Raw genomic sequence first — 15,114 nt, 5'->3', positions numbered from 1 at the left:
CGTGATCCGCATCAAGGAGAATGCGGTGCAGTTCTCCCATTTTCCTTGACCCCGCCCCTCACATCGTCTCCAGGCAATGCCGACGGAACGCGCGTTTGAGCATGTCCAGCTCTTCGCGCAGCAATGTCACCTCGGCGCGGATGTCATAGGCCAGCGCCTCTCCAGAAATCAGCGAGAAATTACCCAGCACCGCATCGCCGCTGGTTTCGCGGATCAGGAAGGTCTGCACGCCGTCGGCGATCATATGCGCCGGGATCGGCACCCGCAGCACCCAATGCGCGGCATCCGCATTCTCGATCACCTGGACACCCTCGACCGCCTCGCCCAGATGCGTAACCTCGATCCGGGGCTGGGCGTTACCCTCGCCGTCATGGGTCAGCACGCCTTCCCACACGCCCTCGAACAGCCGGGTCTTGGTCAGGGTGAATTCGCTCATCTCAGCCTCCTCAGAAATCAGCCCGCAGGCGGCGGCTCAGCGTCACGTCGCGCAAGGTGACCTGACTCATTTGCGGGTTCTCAAAGATCAGGTCCAGCCAGGCGCGCTCGATCCGCTTCTCATTGAGGTTGGAATAGGCCAGGTCGAATTCCACCACGATATCGTCCTCGTGCAGCGGCAGTTCGCGCACAATCTGTTCGGTGTTGGGGCCGTGCTTGATATTGAGCCGGGCAAATATCTCCAGCGGCTTTTCCATTTCGACAATCGTGTTGAGCCGGATCAGGTGGTTTTTCTTCAGCCCGTCCACCGCGCCGTGCGGCAGATCCAGAACCACCGACAGGAACGAGCCATCAAAGTTGAACACGTCCATGCGCAGCCCGAACGGCGCCAGATCGGCCTCGCGCTGGTTGCGCACCTGCCGCAATGTCAGCTCGGAATGTGCACAATCATGAAACAATATCAGCTCATCGCCCAGCTTCGACTTGCTCTGCGCCGACGATATGCCGGGGCTGGGCAGCGGCATGCACCACAGCGACGGGCGCCAGGCCCAGTCAGTGCCGTGCGGTCTGGGAAAGGCGTGGCTGCCGATCATCGGCAAGGCAAGCCGGCTCTCGGCCACCGCCATCATTTCATTCAGGGAATATAGCAGCTTGCGCGCGTTGGCTCGTTCGCGCCGCAGCTCTTTCAGGGACATGTCCGACGCACGCCGGGCGGCCTTGGTCCAACGGCGGGCAGCGCGCCGAAGTACGATCCAGTCCCCCAATGCACTGCGCATCTGCATTCTGTCCGGCCCCCTCGCGTTCTGGCAATGTTTTATCTTGCCTTGCCAGTCCCTTCCAGAGGATTAACTACGTTTTCGAAACAATCCAGACAATATCGCCTGTATCCCGTCCGGATTGGCCGGCTGTGGCGTGGCAGTCGCGTGGTTGACGCGAACCGTGCCTGTTACATCCGCCTGTCCCGTTGTCACGGGCTTGGGGCTCTGCGTGACCGCGGGCGGCGTGTCCGGCTGGCGTGACGGGCGCGGGCTGGCGTCGCGCATCTGTTCGGCCATGGCGATCAGCAGATGCTTGCCCTCGCGCCCGGCAGCAGCACTGCCCGCCCGGCCATAGGCGGCAAGGCCGACAAGATGCCCGTTGATCACCAAGCTCGCCCGCCAATAGCGCGCGTCGCCGCCGGGAATACCGGCATCACCACCCTGCCCCACATGAACCAGAGAGATGCCATCGCCATCGATCTCGGCCAGAATGCGCGCCGGAGCCAGGCTCTGGCTGATTTCGGCCGCACTCGGCTGCGTGGCACCGGGATCGGCAGACAGGACAGATACCGTGATCACCGCCGGAGAGGGGGCCTGTGACGACCCGCTGGCCAGGTGGCGGCAGGAGGCCAGCAAGGCAAAGCTGCTGGCCGCGCGGCGGCGCACCGACGTGCTGTCGATGCAGTACCCCTTTGGCCCCGCGACGACGACCTCACCCCGAAAGAACGTAACGCGGCTCAGCGGCGCGTCCTTGTCGATCTGCGCCGCGCTAAACCCCATTGCATCCGGGCTCGCGCCTTCCAGACAGGCCGCCAGCGGCAGGACCGCCGCCAGCATCAAGGCCATGCGCAAACCGCGCAGAGAGCGCCCCCGAAGGGTAGCCCCGCTAGATGTCCATATAGACATGGCGTTCCGCCTCGGCGCCCGGATGGGTCACCGCCCCCTTGTAGGTCGAGCCCACAAGCTGCGCGTATTTCCACAACGCACCCGAGGCATAGAGCGTCTCGCGCGGGCCGGGCCAGACCGCCTTGCGGGCCGCCAGTTCTTCGTCGCTCAGATCGACACTGAGTTCGCCGGTGATCGCATTGATGGTGATCATGTCGCCGTTTTGCAGCAGCGCGATAGGGCCACAATGTGCAGCTTCGGGGCCGACATGGCCGACGCAGAAACCGCGCGTCGCGCCCGAAAAACGCCCGTCGGTGATCAGCGCAACTTTCTTGCCCATGCCCTGACCGCTCAGCGCCGCCGTGGTGGCCAGCATCTCGCGCATGCCGGGGCCGCCTGCCGGGCCTTCGTTGCGGATGACAATCACCTCGCCTTCCTCATAGGCGCGGTTCTGCACCGCCTCAAAGGCGTCCTCTTCGCATTCGAACACCCGCGCCGGGCCGGTAAAGACCTGATTCTGCGACGGGATGCCCGCAACTTTGACGATCGCCCCTTCGGGGGCCAGATTGCCCTTGAGCCCGACAACGCCGCCGGTCTTGGTCAGCGGTGAGTCGATCGGATAGATCACCTTGCCATCGGCCTCGCGGGTGATCATGTCCAGCTCTTCGCCGATGCTGCGGCCGCTGGCGGTCACGCAATCCTCGTGAATCAGCCCCGCCTTGCGCAACTCCTTCATCACCACCGGAATGCCGCCAACGTCATACAGATCCTTGGCGACGTATGCGCCGCCGGGTTTCAGATCGACGAAATAGGGCGTGTCGCGGAAAATTTCACACACATCTTCGAGGAAGAAGTCGATGCCGGCCTCATGTGCAATCGCGGGCAGGTGCAGCCCCGCATTGGTCGACCCACCGGTGCAGGCCACGACGCGCGCCGCGTTTTCCAGCGATTTCAGCGTCACCACATCGCGGGCGCGGATGTTCTTCTCGATCAGGTTCATGACCGCCCGGCCGGACGCTTCGCCATACTGGTCGCGGCTCTCGTAGGGGGCCGGCATGCCAGAGCTGTTCATCAGCGCCAGACCAATTGCCTCGCTGACGCAGGCCATGGTGTTGGCAGTGAACTGCCCGCCGCACGCGCCCGAGCTGGGGCAGGCCACGCGCTCCAGCATATCCAGCGCGGCATCAGACATCGTGCCGTTCTGGTGGCGGCCGACGGCCTCGAACATGTCCTGCACGGTCAGGTCGCGGCTGCGGAAATCGGCGGGAATCTCTTCGACCTGCGGCGCCTTGCCCGGCAGGATCGAACCGCCATAGATGAACACCGAAGGCGTATTCAGCCGTACCATCGCCATCATCATCCCCGGCAGCGACTTGTCACAGCCCGCCAGGCCGACGATCGCATCATAGGAATGGCCGCGGATCGTCAGTTCGACCGTATCGGCAATCGCCTCGCGGCTCGCCAGGCTCGACCGCATGCCCTCGTGGCCCATCGCGATACCGTCCGTCACGGTGATCGTGGTGAACTCGCGTGGTGTGCCCATCGCCTGCTTGACGCCCATCTTGACCGCCTGCGCCTGCCGGCTCAGCGCGATGTTGCACGGCGCGGCCTCGTTCCAGCAGGTCGCGACGCCAACCAGAGGCTGGTGAATCTCTTCTTCGCTCACGCCCATCGCGTACATGTAGGAACGGTGCGGCGCCTTCGCCGGGCCTTCAGTTACATAGCGGCTGGGCAGTTTGGATTTGTCGAACTTAGTCATGGTTTGGCCTCGCGATGCAGTGTTCCGCATTGGCATAGGCGAGCGGCGCGCAGCGTGCAAGCGCGGGCACGCGCCCGATTGCGCCCGAATACCGCCCGCAGCGGGGTGTTTCGCGCGCATTTCGGGGCACCAACCGGGCGCGAAACACCCATCACATTCACAGGATATTCCGTATTTCGCCACTTTCCCGGATGCAAATACCCGCCGAAACGCATTAGCATGGCGCCATGAAGTACGCGCCCCATCAGTTGCTGATCGCACCCGCCCGTGGCAGCCAGGAACTGTGGCGCCTCGGCGCAGGCATTGCCCTGATTTCCGCCCTCTTCGTGGTCATGGCATCGATCTATAGCGAACTCTGCCGGGCCTGGCTGCCGCCTGCGGCCTGGGGCCGTGACGGGCGCGGGGTCGAGTATGCCAGCACCCCCTGGGGCACACTCGTGAATCTCTACATTTTCGGGCTGTTGATCATCGCGGTCTGGCTCACCCTCCTACTGCTGCACACAAGGGAATTGCGCAGCCTGTTCGGGCCGCCCACGCTGGCCCTACGGCAATTCTGGCGTGCCTTGGTCGCGATTGTGCTGCTGACCGCGCCGCTGACCGCAATGCCCGCGCCCCCCGCCCTGACCCCTGCGCCGCATCTGCCATTGGATATCTGGCTGGCATTCCTCGCCCCGGCGCTGCTCGGCGTCCTGCTTCAGGTCAGCGCCGAAGAAATCGTCTTTCGCGGCTATCTGCAAAGCCAGCTTGCCGCACGGTTTTCCCACCCCCTGCTCTGGATGGGCCTGCCTTCGGTATTCTTTGCAGCACTTCACTACGCCCCCGGCCAGATGGGCGAAAACGCCTGGGTGGTGGTCGTCTGGGCCGGGTTCTTTGGTCTGGCCGCCGCCGACCTGACCGCCCGCACCGGCACGCTTGGCCCGGCGATTGCCCTGCATCTGGTCAACAATACCAACGCATTGCTGCTGGCCGCGCCCGAGGGCGTGTTCGACGGTCTGGCCCTTTATACATATCCCTACGGCCTCTCGGATACCGGGTTCATCCTGACATGGATGCCGGTCGATCTGATGGTGCTGCTGTGCAGTTGGCTGGCGGCACGGGTGGCGCTGCGGGTCTAGGCCGGGCCGGATGCAATACGCGGGAATGCATGAATTGCAATTTGCCGCGCGCCGTCCTATCTCAGTGCAAATCGCATTGCCAAGGGGCCGATCTGACATGAACTGGATCACCAACTACATGCGTCCGCGCATCAACTCGATCTTTTCGCGCCGCGAGATGCCCGAGAACCTCTGGAGCAAATGCGACGAGTGCGGCACCATGCTGTTTCACCGCGAACTGTCGCAGAACCTCGGCGTCTGCACCGGCTGTGGCCATCACATGCACATCGCACCGCGCGAGCGATTCAAATCATTGTTTGACGGCGGCGTGTTTTCCGAGATCGACGTGCCCGCACCAGCCACCGACCCGCTGCATTTCCGCGATCAGAAACGCTATCCCGACCGGATGAAAGCCGCTCAGAAGGCAACCGGCGAGAAAGAGGCGATGCTGGTCGCCATAGGCGAGATCGGGCGCACCCCCATCGTTGCCGCGGCGCAGGACTTTTCCTTCATGGCCGGGTCGATGGGCATGTATGTCGGCAACGCGATCATCGCGGCGGCCCAGCAGGCGGTCAAACTTCAGCGCCCGCTGATCCTGTTCTCCGCCGCAGGTGGCGCGCGCATGCAGGAAGGCATCCTGTCGCTGATGCAGATGCCACGCACCACCGTCGCCGTGCAGATGCTCAAGGAAGCAGGCCTGCCCTATATCGTCGTTCTGACCCACCCCACCACCGGCGGCGTGACCGCGTCCTATGCGATGCTGGGCGATGTGCAGATCGCCGAGCCAGGCGCGCTCATCTGCTTTGCCGGACCGCGCGTGATCGAACAAACGATCCGCGAGAAACTGCCCGATGGATTTCAACGGGCCGAATACCTGCTGGACCACGGGATGCTCGACCGGGTGACCCCGCGCCCTCAGATGCGTGACGAGTTGATCAAGATCACCCGCATGTTGTTGAACCTGCCACCGGTCATTGTCGGCGATCTGCCGGCCCCGGAGCGCGAAACCCCGGCAGAGGAGCCCGCCAAAGAGGCCGCGCCCGCCACGCCAGAGGCTGACCCCAAAGCATGAGCGCGTCAGGATCAGACGTCATCCTGCAACGGATGATGGCCCTGCACCCCAAGATCATCGATCTCACGCTGGACCGCGTCTGGAGGCTGCTCGCGGCCTTGGGCAATCCTCAGGATGCCTTGCCGCCGGTCATTCACATCGCGGGCACCAACGGCAAGGGCAGCACGCAGGCGATGCTGCGCGCCGGGCTGGAGGGCACCGGGGCCAGCGTGCATGCCTACACCTCGCCGCATCTGGCGCGGTTCCACGAACGTATCCGCATCGCGGGCCATCTCATTACCGAAGATGCGCTCACCGACGTGCTGGATGAATGCTACCGCGCCAACGGTACCGACAGCATCACCTATTTCGAGATCACGACCTGCGCCGCCCTGCTGGCAATGTCCCGCACCCCGGCCGACTATACGCTGCTCGAAGTCGGGCTCGGCGGGCGGCTGGACGCAACCAACGTGATCGCGCAGCCCGCCCTGACAATCGTCACGCCGGTCTCGATCGACCATGAACAATATCTCGGCAACACGCTGGCGGCCATCGCCGGCGAGAAGGCTGGGATCATCAAGCGCGGCGTGCCCTGTGTCGTCGGCCCGCAACCCGATGAGGCGCTGGAAGTGATCGAGGCAACCGCTGCCCGGCTTGGCGCGCCGCTGCTCGCCCACGGTCAGCACTGGCACGCCTATGCCGAAAACGGCCGACTGGTGTTTCAGGACGAGGCCGGCCTGCTGGACCTGCCCCTCCCGAACCTGCCCGGCGACCACCAGATCGAGAACGCCGGTGCGGCACTGGCGGCCCTGCGGCATCTGAACAAGGGCGATGCGGCCTATATTGCCTCCGTCACCGAGGCACATTGGCCAGCCCGCATGCAACATCTGCGTCACGGCACCCTGGCCGAGGCCGCACCCGACGCCGAGCTGTGGCTCGATGGCGGGCACAATGCCGCGGCAGGCATCGCCCTGGGGCGGCATCTGGCCAGCCTGCCCAAACGCCCCACGCATCTGATCTGCGGCATGCTCAATACCAAGGACGTGAGCGGCTACCTGCGCCCCTTGGCCGCGCAGGCCGCCAGCCTGACCGCCGTCGCCATCCCCGGCGAAGCCAACACCCTGCCCGCCCAAGCCACCGCCGAGGCCGCGCGACAGGCCGGAATGCCCGCCAGCACCGCCGCTTCGCTGCGCGAGGCGCTGGCCGCGATTGTCGCATCAGAACCGCGCGCGCGGATCCTGATCTGCGGATCGCTCTACCTGGCCGGACACGTCCTGCGCGAAAACGGCTGATAGTTTGAAAAAGTCATTTCCGGCAACGTCTGGAAACGACTCGCTTTTTGGGTCTTTGGGCTCCGGAAACAGCCCCGCCACCCCTTGCGTTAACCTACTTTATGTTGACGGAATTGCGCGGAGCGCTCTATATATATGGCTACGACCAAAGCGTGACAGGCTTGCAGCCTGAAAAACACACTTTTGCGACGAGGGGACCGGGCAGTAATGAGAAATGGCATTCGGACGATCCTGCAAACATTGCATGACCTTCCCACGATAGCTGGCTCCGCCCTGCGCCACTTTTTGACAGTTTCCAACATCGCACAGACCGCGCCCGCGCCAATCGCGGCCCGCTCGCGCGCACCAGCCGATCCAAGGCTGGCCAGAAAAAGATCATACTGACGCACTGAACAGGACCGAGGGACACAGGCAGACCCAAGAACAACGTGGCAGGAGCGATTGAGGAGCCGGTTCAACGGCTCCCTTTCCTTTTCTGGGGGCAGCATTCGCGACAAACGAAAAAAGCCGCACCATCTCTGGCGCGGCTTTTGTATGCCTGAAGATCGACCTGCTTAGTGCAGCTTGGCGTCGACCGTCTCGATAGCGTCTTCGATCAGCTTGTTGCCGTTGGCAGCTGTCATCTGCTTGGCAATCACTTCACGCGCAGCGGCGATGGCGATTGTCACGGCACGGTCGCGCACTTCGCGGATCGCGCCCGCTTCGGCAGAGGCGATCTGTTCATCGGCGGCCTGCATACGGCGGGCAATCGACTTCTTCAGATCTTCCTTGGCCTGTTCTGCCGCAGCCGCAGCTTCGGATTTGGCGTGCTCGACAATGCGATCCGCCTGCTCCTGAACTTCTTTCTGCTTGCGCTCATAGCTGGCCAGCAGGGTCTGCGCTTCTTCGCGCAGGGCCCGTGCCTCTTCCAGTTCTGATTTGATGGTGTCGGCGCGCTTGTCCAGCAACCGGCCCAGCATGGTTGGAACCTTGAGGTAGAGCAGCACCGCAACAAACAGAATGAACGAGATCGTGACCACGAAATTCGTGTTCGTCAGCGAAAAGAACGGGCCACCAGCGGCAAAGGCCGGGCTGGCAGAGGTCAGGGCAATGAGAATGGCAAGTTTGCGCATGATATTACCCTTTCACTCGCGACGCGACGGCCGCATCGACGGTTTTGGCGTCGGCCTTGCCGCCCATTGCGGCAACGATTGCCAGAGCTGCGTCCTTGGCCACCTCACCGACGCTTTCCAGCGCACCGGCACGGATTTCGGCGATTTTCTTTTCGCCTTCCGCAGTCCGGGCCGCGATTTCGGCATCGGCCTTGGCCAGCGCCTCGTCAAGCTCGGCTTTGATCCCGGCCTTGGTTTCGGCGATGATGTTCTGCGCGTCAGAGCGCGCATCGGCCAGCGCCTTGTTATAGGCGATCTCGGCTTCCACTGCCTTGGCCTTCAGGTCTTCGGCAGCAGCGATATCATTGGTGATTGTGCCCTGGCGTTCCGCCAGAATGGCCGCGATGCGCGGCAACGCAATACGCGACAGCACAAAGAAGATCACGACGAGCGTGACCGCAAGCCAGAATATCTGGTTGCCCATCCACTCGGGGCAAAGCTGCGGCATGCCGATGGCGCCGCCGTGGCTGTCCACGCACTTGCCGGCCTCTTCAAGCCCGACAGGGCTTACATGCCCTTCAACAGCAGCAGCTGTGGTTTCGGTCGCCATGTCGTCGTCCTCCAGAAGGAAACGTTCCAGTTGCACCAGGCAGGGGCGACATCACCCCTGCCCGGCCCGTAAGGATCATATACCCAGTGGTTTAGACGGCGAACATCAGCAGAAGTGCCACGAGGAACGAGAAGATCCCCAGCGCTTCGGAGAATGCGATACCGATGAACATGGTGGCCGTTTGACCGCCAGCTGCCGACGGGTTGCGCAGGGCACCCGACAGGAAATTGCCCACAACGTGGCCCACACCAACAGCAGCACCGCCCATGCCAGTACAGGCCAGACCCGCGCCAATGTATGCGCCCATTTGTACGACGTCACCTTCCATTTGATTTCTCCTTACGATGGAATTGAGTTGTTTTCGATGTTCGTATGCGGATCATTCCGCGGTTGTTTCGTGTGCCGGGCTTCTGCCCGGCGGTCCCTTAGTGGTGCGGATGCAGCGCATCCTTCAGATACACACAGGTCAGGATGGTAAAGACATAGGCTTGGATGAAGGCCACCAGCACTTCGAGAGCGTAGATCGCTGTGATCGCGATGATGCTCAGCGGCGTCACCAGAACACCGATCCAGCCGATCAGGATCATCGGGGCAAAGGCCGCGAAAACCTTGATCACCGCGTGGCCGGCCATCATGTTGCCCGCCAGACGAATGGAGTGGCTCACCGGGCGCACGAAGTAGGAAATCACTTCAATCAGCGCCAGGATGGGGCGCAGCGGCAGCGGTGCCGAGCTGATCCAGAACACACCGAGAAAGCCGAGCCCGTGCTTGAAGAAGCCCATCAGGGTCACCGTCAGGAACACCAGCATCGCCAGCACTGCCGTCACGGCGATGTGGCTGGTGGTGGTGAAGGCGCCGGGCAGCAGACCCAGGAAGTTCGAGAATACGATGAAGATGAACAGCGTCATGATATAGGGGAAGTACGGCAGTGCATCCTTGCCCGCGACATCCTCGACCATCTTGCGAACGAACCCGTAGCACAGTTCTGCCACCGATTGGATCCGGGTCGGGATCGTCGACCGCTTGGAGGTGCCCAGCACCAGCAGGCCGATTGTCGCCAGCAGGGCCAGCGCCATCCAGAGCGTTACGTTGGTCACCGTGAAAACACCCACGGCGCCCTCACCAAAGAGCGGCTTGACGATGAACTGATCCATCGGGTGAAAGACCAGTTCCATGCCTTTTTCAGCGCCCTCGTGGGTTTCAGTCGCCATTTCTCGCCCTCTCGTCTCCGCCGGTTTCGACCGGCGTATTGTCCTTGGCCGTATCGGCCACCTGGGTCTGCTGGATCTCCGTCGCGCTGCGCATCATCACCTTGATGCCGGCTGCGAGCCCCAGCAGTGTAAAAATCACGAGGAAGATCGGGAGTGTCCCGAACAGGCTGTCCAGCCCGTACCCCATGCCGAAGCCGATCAACAGACCGACCACCAATTCGATCACCATGCGCCAGGCCAGATGTGCCTGGGAATAGTGCTCATCCGTGTGCTTCTTTGTTTGCACGGGACCTTTCAGCGCCTCGATCTTCGCCTCCAGCGCCTTCAGCCGCTCGGCCTGATCGGGGTCTGTCACGCGCACAACCTCCCACGGAACGTTGGCGACAGTGCTATGCGCGGGCCGCGCCCGAGTCAAGCGCGCTGCCCGCGGCAAATCACACCACGCAAGATATTGAATTATAATGATTTTTAATCCGACGAGAATCTTCGCGCGACACGCCCACGGCACCCGCAGCGCCCGGACAGCCCCCTTTGACATATTCAACCATCCGGTTGAGTATCCGCCACCGCTAGCCGCGCACCACCATCACCGAGACCGGCGCATGCGCAGCCAGCCGCCCGCTATGGGACGCGATGATGTAGTCCGACCAGCCCGGCATGTGCGAGCCCGTGACCACCAGATCGGCCCCCAGCGAGGCGATCGCCCCGCGCAGGTGGCCATCCACATCGACGGCGGGATCGGGGGTCGGAATGTTCAGGGTTTCGACGGTCATGTCATGCGCGGCCGACAGCTCTGCCGCAAAATCCGCAAGCCGGCGCCCGTACTCGACGGCGTTATGCGACACGACCGCACTCAGCCCACCACTGACACTGACCAGCGTCAGGCGGGCGCCATAATGCCCTGCCAGATCGCAAGCCACCGCGATAGCGCGCGCCAGCCGGTCCTTCTCGGCCAGATCGACCGGCACCATGATGTGATGATACATTGTGTGTCCTCCCTGCCGCATTCTGCGCCGGGAGGCGGCCGCGCGCCTTGCGTTGCATCAAGCCCGCCATCGCGGCAGTTGACGGTTGGCCCCGCAAGGCGCTAGGGCGAGCCATGACCGACCCGCTCGACCTAGTCTTTGCCGCCCTTGCGGACCCCACGCGCCGCGCCATCCTCGCGATGCTGCTCGAGGATGACATGGCCGTGACCGATGTGGCAGAACCGTTCGAGATGAGCCTTGCAGCCATATCCAAACACCTCAACATCCTCAGCCGCGCCGGCCTGATCTCGCAAGAGCGGCGCGGGCGTGTGAAATGGTGCAAGCTGGAGCCGGGCGCGCTGAAAGCCGCGTCAGTCTGGATGCAGGGCTTTGGCCAGTTCGAACCGGTGAACCTCGACGCCTTTGAAAGGTTCCTGAAGGCCGAACTGAACGAAGAGCCCTACGAATAGGGCGTCACAGCACGAATTGCACGATGGCCAGAACGATGACGACGAGGCCGACAAGATAAATAATACTACGCATTTGGGTTTCCTCTCCTTGATTGTCACAGTTTAACTGCGCAGCCGCCGATTTGGTTCCCATGGGCAGCCAGATCCGACGCACAACCGACAGACAAGAGCGGCACCAGAGCTATACAAATCAGGATCGCCCCGGCCGCGCCCCTGGGACTTGACGCCGCGCGCCTGTCGGCCAAATATTCGCGCCGTTCAAGCAAGACGGAGAGTTTCATGCGATTGCCAAGTTTCGTTTTCACCCTATGCCTGCTGTTGGCGGTTGCCTTTGCCCCGTTGCCGGCAAGGGCGGACTAAACTGACGCCAGTAAAAGCGTCCTTTTCGAACCGGTCCAGATCAGTCAGCTGACCACCGATGACAAACGGTACCTTCAGATGGCACTCGCCTTCGAGAACCTGTATGTCGGCTTGCTGGACGGTCAGTGGGGCGCCGGCAGCCGCAAGGCACTCACGCGCTACAGCTATGAGCGTTTCGATACCGCGCCGATCAATGACCACCTTGCCGAGCTATCGCTCGGAATGAGCAAGCGCATCGCGTTCAGCGGCTGGGACATGGATTACCTCAAGACTTACGGCATGTCGCTGCTGTTCCCGCACATTGCCTACTACGAGGAGCCGGACAGCGGCTCGTTCGAGAACTGGCACCATACCCGCAGCTCGCTTGCCATCGCCGCGAGCCGGACGGATCTGGCGGGGGTCAAATCCCACCACGCGTTCGGCCTGGATCAGCCTGCCGACGACACGCCCTATACCGTCCGCCGGGACGGGACCTGGATCACCTCGACCCGCGGGAACAATCGGCTGCTCTATATCCGGTCGGACTATGTAGACAGCGGGTGGACCACGATCATCCTGTCGGCGGCACAGACCGATCAGGGCCTTCTGAACGCGGTGGCGGCCAGCCTCGCACCGGGGCGGCGCGCGCCTATCGAGCATTCCAAAGATGGCATGCTTGACCGCATCGTGAACCTGCATCTGGGAATTGGCGACTAGGACACGAAACCCATCCCCGAACCTGTCCCCGAGGCGCCCAGCGTCAGCGCCGCCCGGCCCGAAACCACCACCGCCAGCAGCGGCACGGGCTTTGTCGTGAACCCGCACGGCGACATCCTGACCAACTCACATGTCGTCGAAAACTGCGCCTGCGCAACTCAATTCCGACGTGCTGGTGGCAGGCTACCCGCTGAGCAGCGTGCTTGACGGTCTCAACGTGACGCGCGGGGTGGTGTCATCACTCAAGGGAATCCGGGGCGACGCCTTCAACATGCAGATTTCCGCAGCCGTACAGGCAGGCAATTCCGGCGGCCCGCTGATCGACAGTGCCGGCCTGGTCGTCGGCGTGGTCGTCGCCAAGCTGTGACAGGACTTCGTGCAGGAGGCGACAGGCTCTGTCCCCGAAAACGTGAACTTCGCCGTACGTGGGGAAATCGCCAAGCTCTTTCTCGCCCAGAACACGATTCCGATTACCATCGGCACACCGGGCGATATTCCGACACCCGTGGAACTGGGCGCACATGCCTCCGACATCACCGTGTTCATAGAATGCCGGTAATACGCCCCCTGTCCCCCGGTCAGGCGATGCCGGCTTCCTCGTCCTTCAGCAACAACAGCAGTGCCACGATGGTCAAGCCCAGCCCCACCAGCACCAGAACCGGCGGCAGGTCATGGCCAAGGGCTGCCTGCCACAGCAACACCCAGCTGGGCGTGAGATAGGTATAGGCCATCACCTTGGCGCTCGGCAGGCGCAGCGAGGCGAATTGCAGCAGCACGAATGAGGCCGCGCTGGCAAACACCGCCACATAGATCAGCGTGATCCAGACGATGCCGGGCAGCGCGGTCCAATCCGTCGCCGCGATATCGCCCGCTCCGGCAACCATAAGGATCACCGCCGCCGCCACCAGCGTGCCGAACGAGAACACGACCGGCGGCTCACCACGGTTCAGCTTGCGCACCAGCGGCGTATAAAGCGCATGTGCGATGCAACCCCAGAAATAGATCACTTCGCCGCGCCCGATCTCGAAGGCCAGCAGTGCCGACAGGTCAGCGCGAAAGATCACCCAGAGCGCACCCACCGCGCCCACGCTCAGCGCCAGCACCATGCGCCGGGTCGTGATCTGCCGCAGCAGCAGATAGCCCGCCGCACCCGAGAACAGCGGCGTCAGGGTGAACACCGCCGCTGCCGATACCGGCGGCGCGGTCTTCAACCCCTCGAACATCAGCACGAAATAGATGCCCATCAGCCCGCCCAGCACAAGGTATCGCCACGGCGCCACGAGGGCCGTGCGCGGCAGCCCGTGGGTGGCCAGTGCCGCCACGCCGACGATCACCGCCGCGATCGCGAAACGCACGGCATTCAGGGCCGTGGGCGCGATATGAACGGCGGCCATCGACCCCAGCGCGAACGACCCCGCAATCAGCCCCGAAAAACACAGCATCGCCAGATGCCCGGCCAAAACCCGCGTCATACGCTCGCCCAGGCTTTCGCATGGTCTTTCAGAAATCCCAGGAACGCCTGCACCTTGGTCGTGCGGTGCAGGTCCATATGCGTCACCAGCCAGAGCGGCGTCGACCATTCCTCCAGCGGCGGGTGAACCTCGACCAGCCCCTGCATTTCGGCGGCCTGCAGGCGCGACATGAAACCGATGCCCGCCCCCTCTGCAATCGCCCGGCGCAGCGCATGTACGTCGCCACTGCGAAACACGATCGCCTCTGCGGGCACGTTTTCGCGCAGCCAGCGGGCGAAGGGCGCGCGCGATTTGGGATCATCGGCACTGACAAAGCGGTGCCCGGCAAAATCCGCAACGCTGCCCGGCATGCCATGCTCGGCGATATAGGTCTCGCTGGCAAACAGCGCGATGGGCTGGCGAAAGAACTGTTGCACGACATTGTCCGGCTGATCGGGCGCGTTGCCCGCGCGGATGGCCACATGCGCCTCGCCGTATTCCAACCGAAACAGCCGGTCGCCGGTCAGGTAGCGCACGATGATGTCGGGATAGGCGCGCTGGAACCCGGCCAGAACCGGCACGATCAGATGGCCCAGCCCGCCCAGCGACGTCACCACAAGCTCGCCCGAGACAGCATCACCCTGCCCCTTGATCCGCCCCGCAAGCTGTGCAAACTGCTCATCCGTCGCCTGCGCCACGCGCAACAGGTCCTCACCCGCGTCAGTGGGCGTATAGCCCCGCGCATGCCGCTGGAACAGCCGTACCCCCAGCCGTTCCTCCAGCGCGTCGATATGACGGATCACGGTCGCATGATGCACGCCCAGCACCTCGGCCGCACCGCTGACAGTGCCCACCCGCGCCACGTTAAAGGCGGTTCTGATCTCGTCCCAGTTGTCCATCTTTGCTCTGTGCGACTGTTAACATACCCACATCAGTTCTCGCCTATTGGTTCGAAAATGCAAGTTTATTTCCCGCGGCCAGCCACA

19 protein-coding genes are annotated in these 15,114 nt (G+C 63.1%); 7 read left to right on the top strand and 12 right to left on the bottom strand.

Going from position 1 to position 15,114, the window contains the following annotated elements:
• Window positions 1-58: 58 nt before the first annotated feature.
• From O3306_RS17325 to ilvD, 4 genes are all read right to left on the bottom strand, one after another.
• Complete coding sequence (locus tag O3306_RS17325) at window positions 59-436, bottom strand: hypothetical protein (RefSeq protein WP_272009599.1); 378 nt, start codon at window positions 434-436, stop codon at window positions 59-61.
• A 10-nt stretch (window positions 437-446) separates the two neighbouring features.
• Window positions 447-1,217, bottom strand: coding sequence for a DUF6478 family protein (locus O3306_RS17320; RefSeq protein ID WP_272009597.1), 771 nt, complete (start codon window positions 1,215-1,217; stop codon window positions 447-449).
• A gap of 63 nt (window positions 1,218-1,280) precedes the next feature.
• Entirely contained in the window at window positions 1,281-2,099 is an 819-nt protein-coding gene (locus O3306_RS17315; RefSeq protein WP_272009595.1) for a hypothetical protein, read from the bottom strand.
• On the bottom strand, window positions 2,080-3,837 hold the full coding sequence (ilvD, locus tag O3306_RS17310; protein ID WP_272009593.1) for a dihydroxy-acid dehydratase: 1,758 nt from the start codon (window positions 3,835-3,837) through the stop codon (window positions 2,080-2,082). The genes O3306_RS17315 and ilvD overlap by 20 nt, the downstream gene beginning before the upstream one ends.
• A gap of 227 nt (window positions 3,838-4,064) precedes the next feature.
• Here ilvD and O3306_RS17305 point away from each other — a divergent pair, with 227 nt between their 5' ends.
• The 3 genes from O3306_RS17305 to O3306_RS17295 all read left to right on the top strand — a co-directional run bounded on the left by O3306_RS17305 (window position 4,065) and on the right by O3306_RS17295 (window position 7,274).
• Entirely contained in the window at window positions 4,065-4,952 is an 888-nt protein-coding gene (locus tag O3306_RS17305; protein ID WP_272009591.1) for a CPBP family intramembrane glutamic endopeptidase, read from the top strand.
• A gap of 97 nt (window positions 4,953-5,049) precedes the next feature.
• Window positions 5,050-6,003, top strand: a complete 954-nt coding sequence (accD, locus tag O3306_RS17300; RefSeq protein WP_272009589.1) for an acetyl-CoA carboxylase, carboxyltransferase subunit beta — start codon at window positions 5,050-5,052, stop codon at window positions 6,001-6,003.
• On the top strand, window positions 6,000-7,274 hold the full coding sequence (locus tag O3306_RS17295) for a bifunctional folylpolyglutamate synthase/dihydrofolate synthase (protein ID WP_272009586.1): 1,275 nt from the start codon (window positions 6,000-6,002) through the stop codon (window positions 7,272-7,274). Before accD ends, O3306_RS17295 begins: the two co-directional genes overlap by 4 nt.
• Before the next feature lie 554 nt (window positions 7,275-7,828).
• On the opposite strand, the gene O3306_RS17290 is transcribed toward O3306_RS17295, so the two are convergent.
• The 6 genes from O3306_RS17290 to O3306_RS17265 all read right to left on the bottom strand — a co-directional run bounded on the left by O3306_RS17290 (window position 7,829) and on the right by O3306_RS17265 (window position 11,172).
• Window positions 7,829-8,386: a F0F1 ATP synthase subunit B gene (locus O3306_RS17290; protein WP_272009584.1), complete on the bottom strand. Its 558-nt coding sequence runs from the start codon at window positions 8,384-8,386 to the stop codon at window positions 7,829-7,831.
• Window positions 8,387-8,390: 4 nt separating this feature from the next.
• Entirely contained in the window at window positions 8,391-8,975 is a 585-nt protein-coding gene (locus O3306_RS17285) for a F0F1 ATP synthase subunit B' (protein WP_272009582.1), read from the bottom strand.
• Window positions 8,976-9,066: 91 nt separating this feature from the next.
• Entirely contained in the window at window positions 9,067-9,303 is a 237-nt protein-coding gene (locus tag O3306_RS17280) for a F0F1 ATP synthase subunit C (RefSeq protein WP_085799500.1), read from the bottom strand.
• Between the two features lie 97 nt (window positions 9,304-9,400).
• Window positions 9,401-10,186 (bottom strand): F0F1 ATP synthase subunit A, encoded by a 786-nt coding sequence (locus O3306_RS17275; RefSeq protein WP_272009577.1) that lies wholly within the window; start codon window positions 10,184-10,186, stop codon window positions 9,401-9,403.
• Window positions 10,176-10,541 carry an AtpZ/AtpI family protein gene (locus tag O3306_RS17270; protein ID WP_272009574.1) on the bottom strand — a complete coding sequence of 122 codons (366 nt, stop codon included), beginning with the start codon at window positions 10,539-10,541 and terminating at the stop codon, window positions 10,176-10,178. Before O3306_RS17270 ends, O3306_RS17275 begins: the two co-directional genes overlap by 11 nt.
• A gap of 214 nt (window positions 10,542-10,755) precedes the next feature.
• Complete coding sequence (locus O3306_RS17265) at window positions 10,756-11,172, bottom strand: universal stress protein (protein ID WP_272009572.1); 417 nt, start codon at window positions 11,170-11,172, stop codon at window positions 10,756-10,758.
• A gap of 113 nt (window positions 11,173-11,285) precedes the next feature.
• On the opposite strand from O3306_RS17265, the gene O3306_RS17260 reads away from it, so the two are divergent.
• From O3306_RS17260 to O3306_RS17245, 4 genes are all read left to right on the top strand, one after another.
• Window positions 11,286-11,621: an ArsR/SmtB family transcription factor gene (locus O3306_RS17260; RefSeq protein ID WP_272009570.1), complete on the top strand. Its 336-nt coding sequence runs from the start codon at window positions 11,286-11,288 to the stop codon at window positions 11,619-11,621.
• A gap of 438 nt (window positions 11,622-12,059) precedes the next feature.
• Window positions 12,060-12,677: a hypothetical protein gene (locus O3306_RS17255; protein ID WP_272009568.1), complete on the top strand. Its 618-nt coding sequence runs from the start codon at window positions 12,060-12,062 to the stop codon at window positions 12,675-12,677.
• Window positions 12,678-12,807: 130 nt separating this feature from the next.
• Window positions 12,808-13,044 (top strand): trypsin-like peptidase domain-containing protein, encoded by a 237-nt coding sequence (locus O3306_RS17250; protein WP_272009566.1) that lies wholly within the window; start codon window positions 12,808-12,810, stop codon window positions 13,042-13,044.
• 9 nt (window positions 13,045-13,053) lie between these two features.
• Window positions 13,054-13,236 (top strand): hypothetical protein, encoded by a 183-nt coding sequence (locus O3306_RS17245; protein WP_272009564.1) that lies wholly within the window; start codon window positions 13,054-13,056, stop codon window positions 13,234-13,236.
• A 19-nt stretch (window positions 13,237-13,255) separates the two neighbouring features.
• On the opposite strand, the gene O3306_RS17240 is transcribed toward O3306_RS17245, so the two are convergent.
• Both O3306_RS17240 and O3306_RS17235 read right to left on the bottom strand, forming a co-directional pair.
• Window positions 13,256-14,149, bottom strand: coding sequence for a DMT family transporter (locus O3306_RS17240; RefSeq protein ID WP_272009562.1), 894 nt, complete (start codon window positions 14,147-14,149; stop codon window positions 13,256-13,258).
• Window positions 14,146-15,027, bottom strand: a complete 882-nt coding sequence (locus O3306_RS17235) for a LysR family transcriptional regulator (protein WP_272009560.1) — start codon at window positions 15,025-15,027, stop codon at window positions 14,146-14,148. Before O3306_RS17235 ends, O3306_RS17240 begins: the two co-directional genes overlap by 4 nt.
• Window positions 15,028-15,114: the final 87 nt, after the last annotated feature.

The organism is Roseovarius sp. ZX-A-9 (assembly GCF_028369135.1).
In the GTDB taxonomy this organism is placed as follows: Bacteria; Pseudomonadota; Alphaproteobacteria; order Rhodobacterales; family Rhodobacteraceae; genus Roseovarius.
The sequence above is the reverse complement of the archived record's forward strand: the minus strand, read 5'-3'. Positions and strand labels throughout refer to the sequence as shown.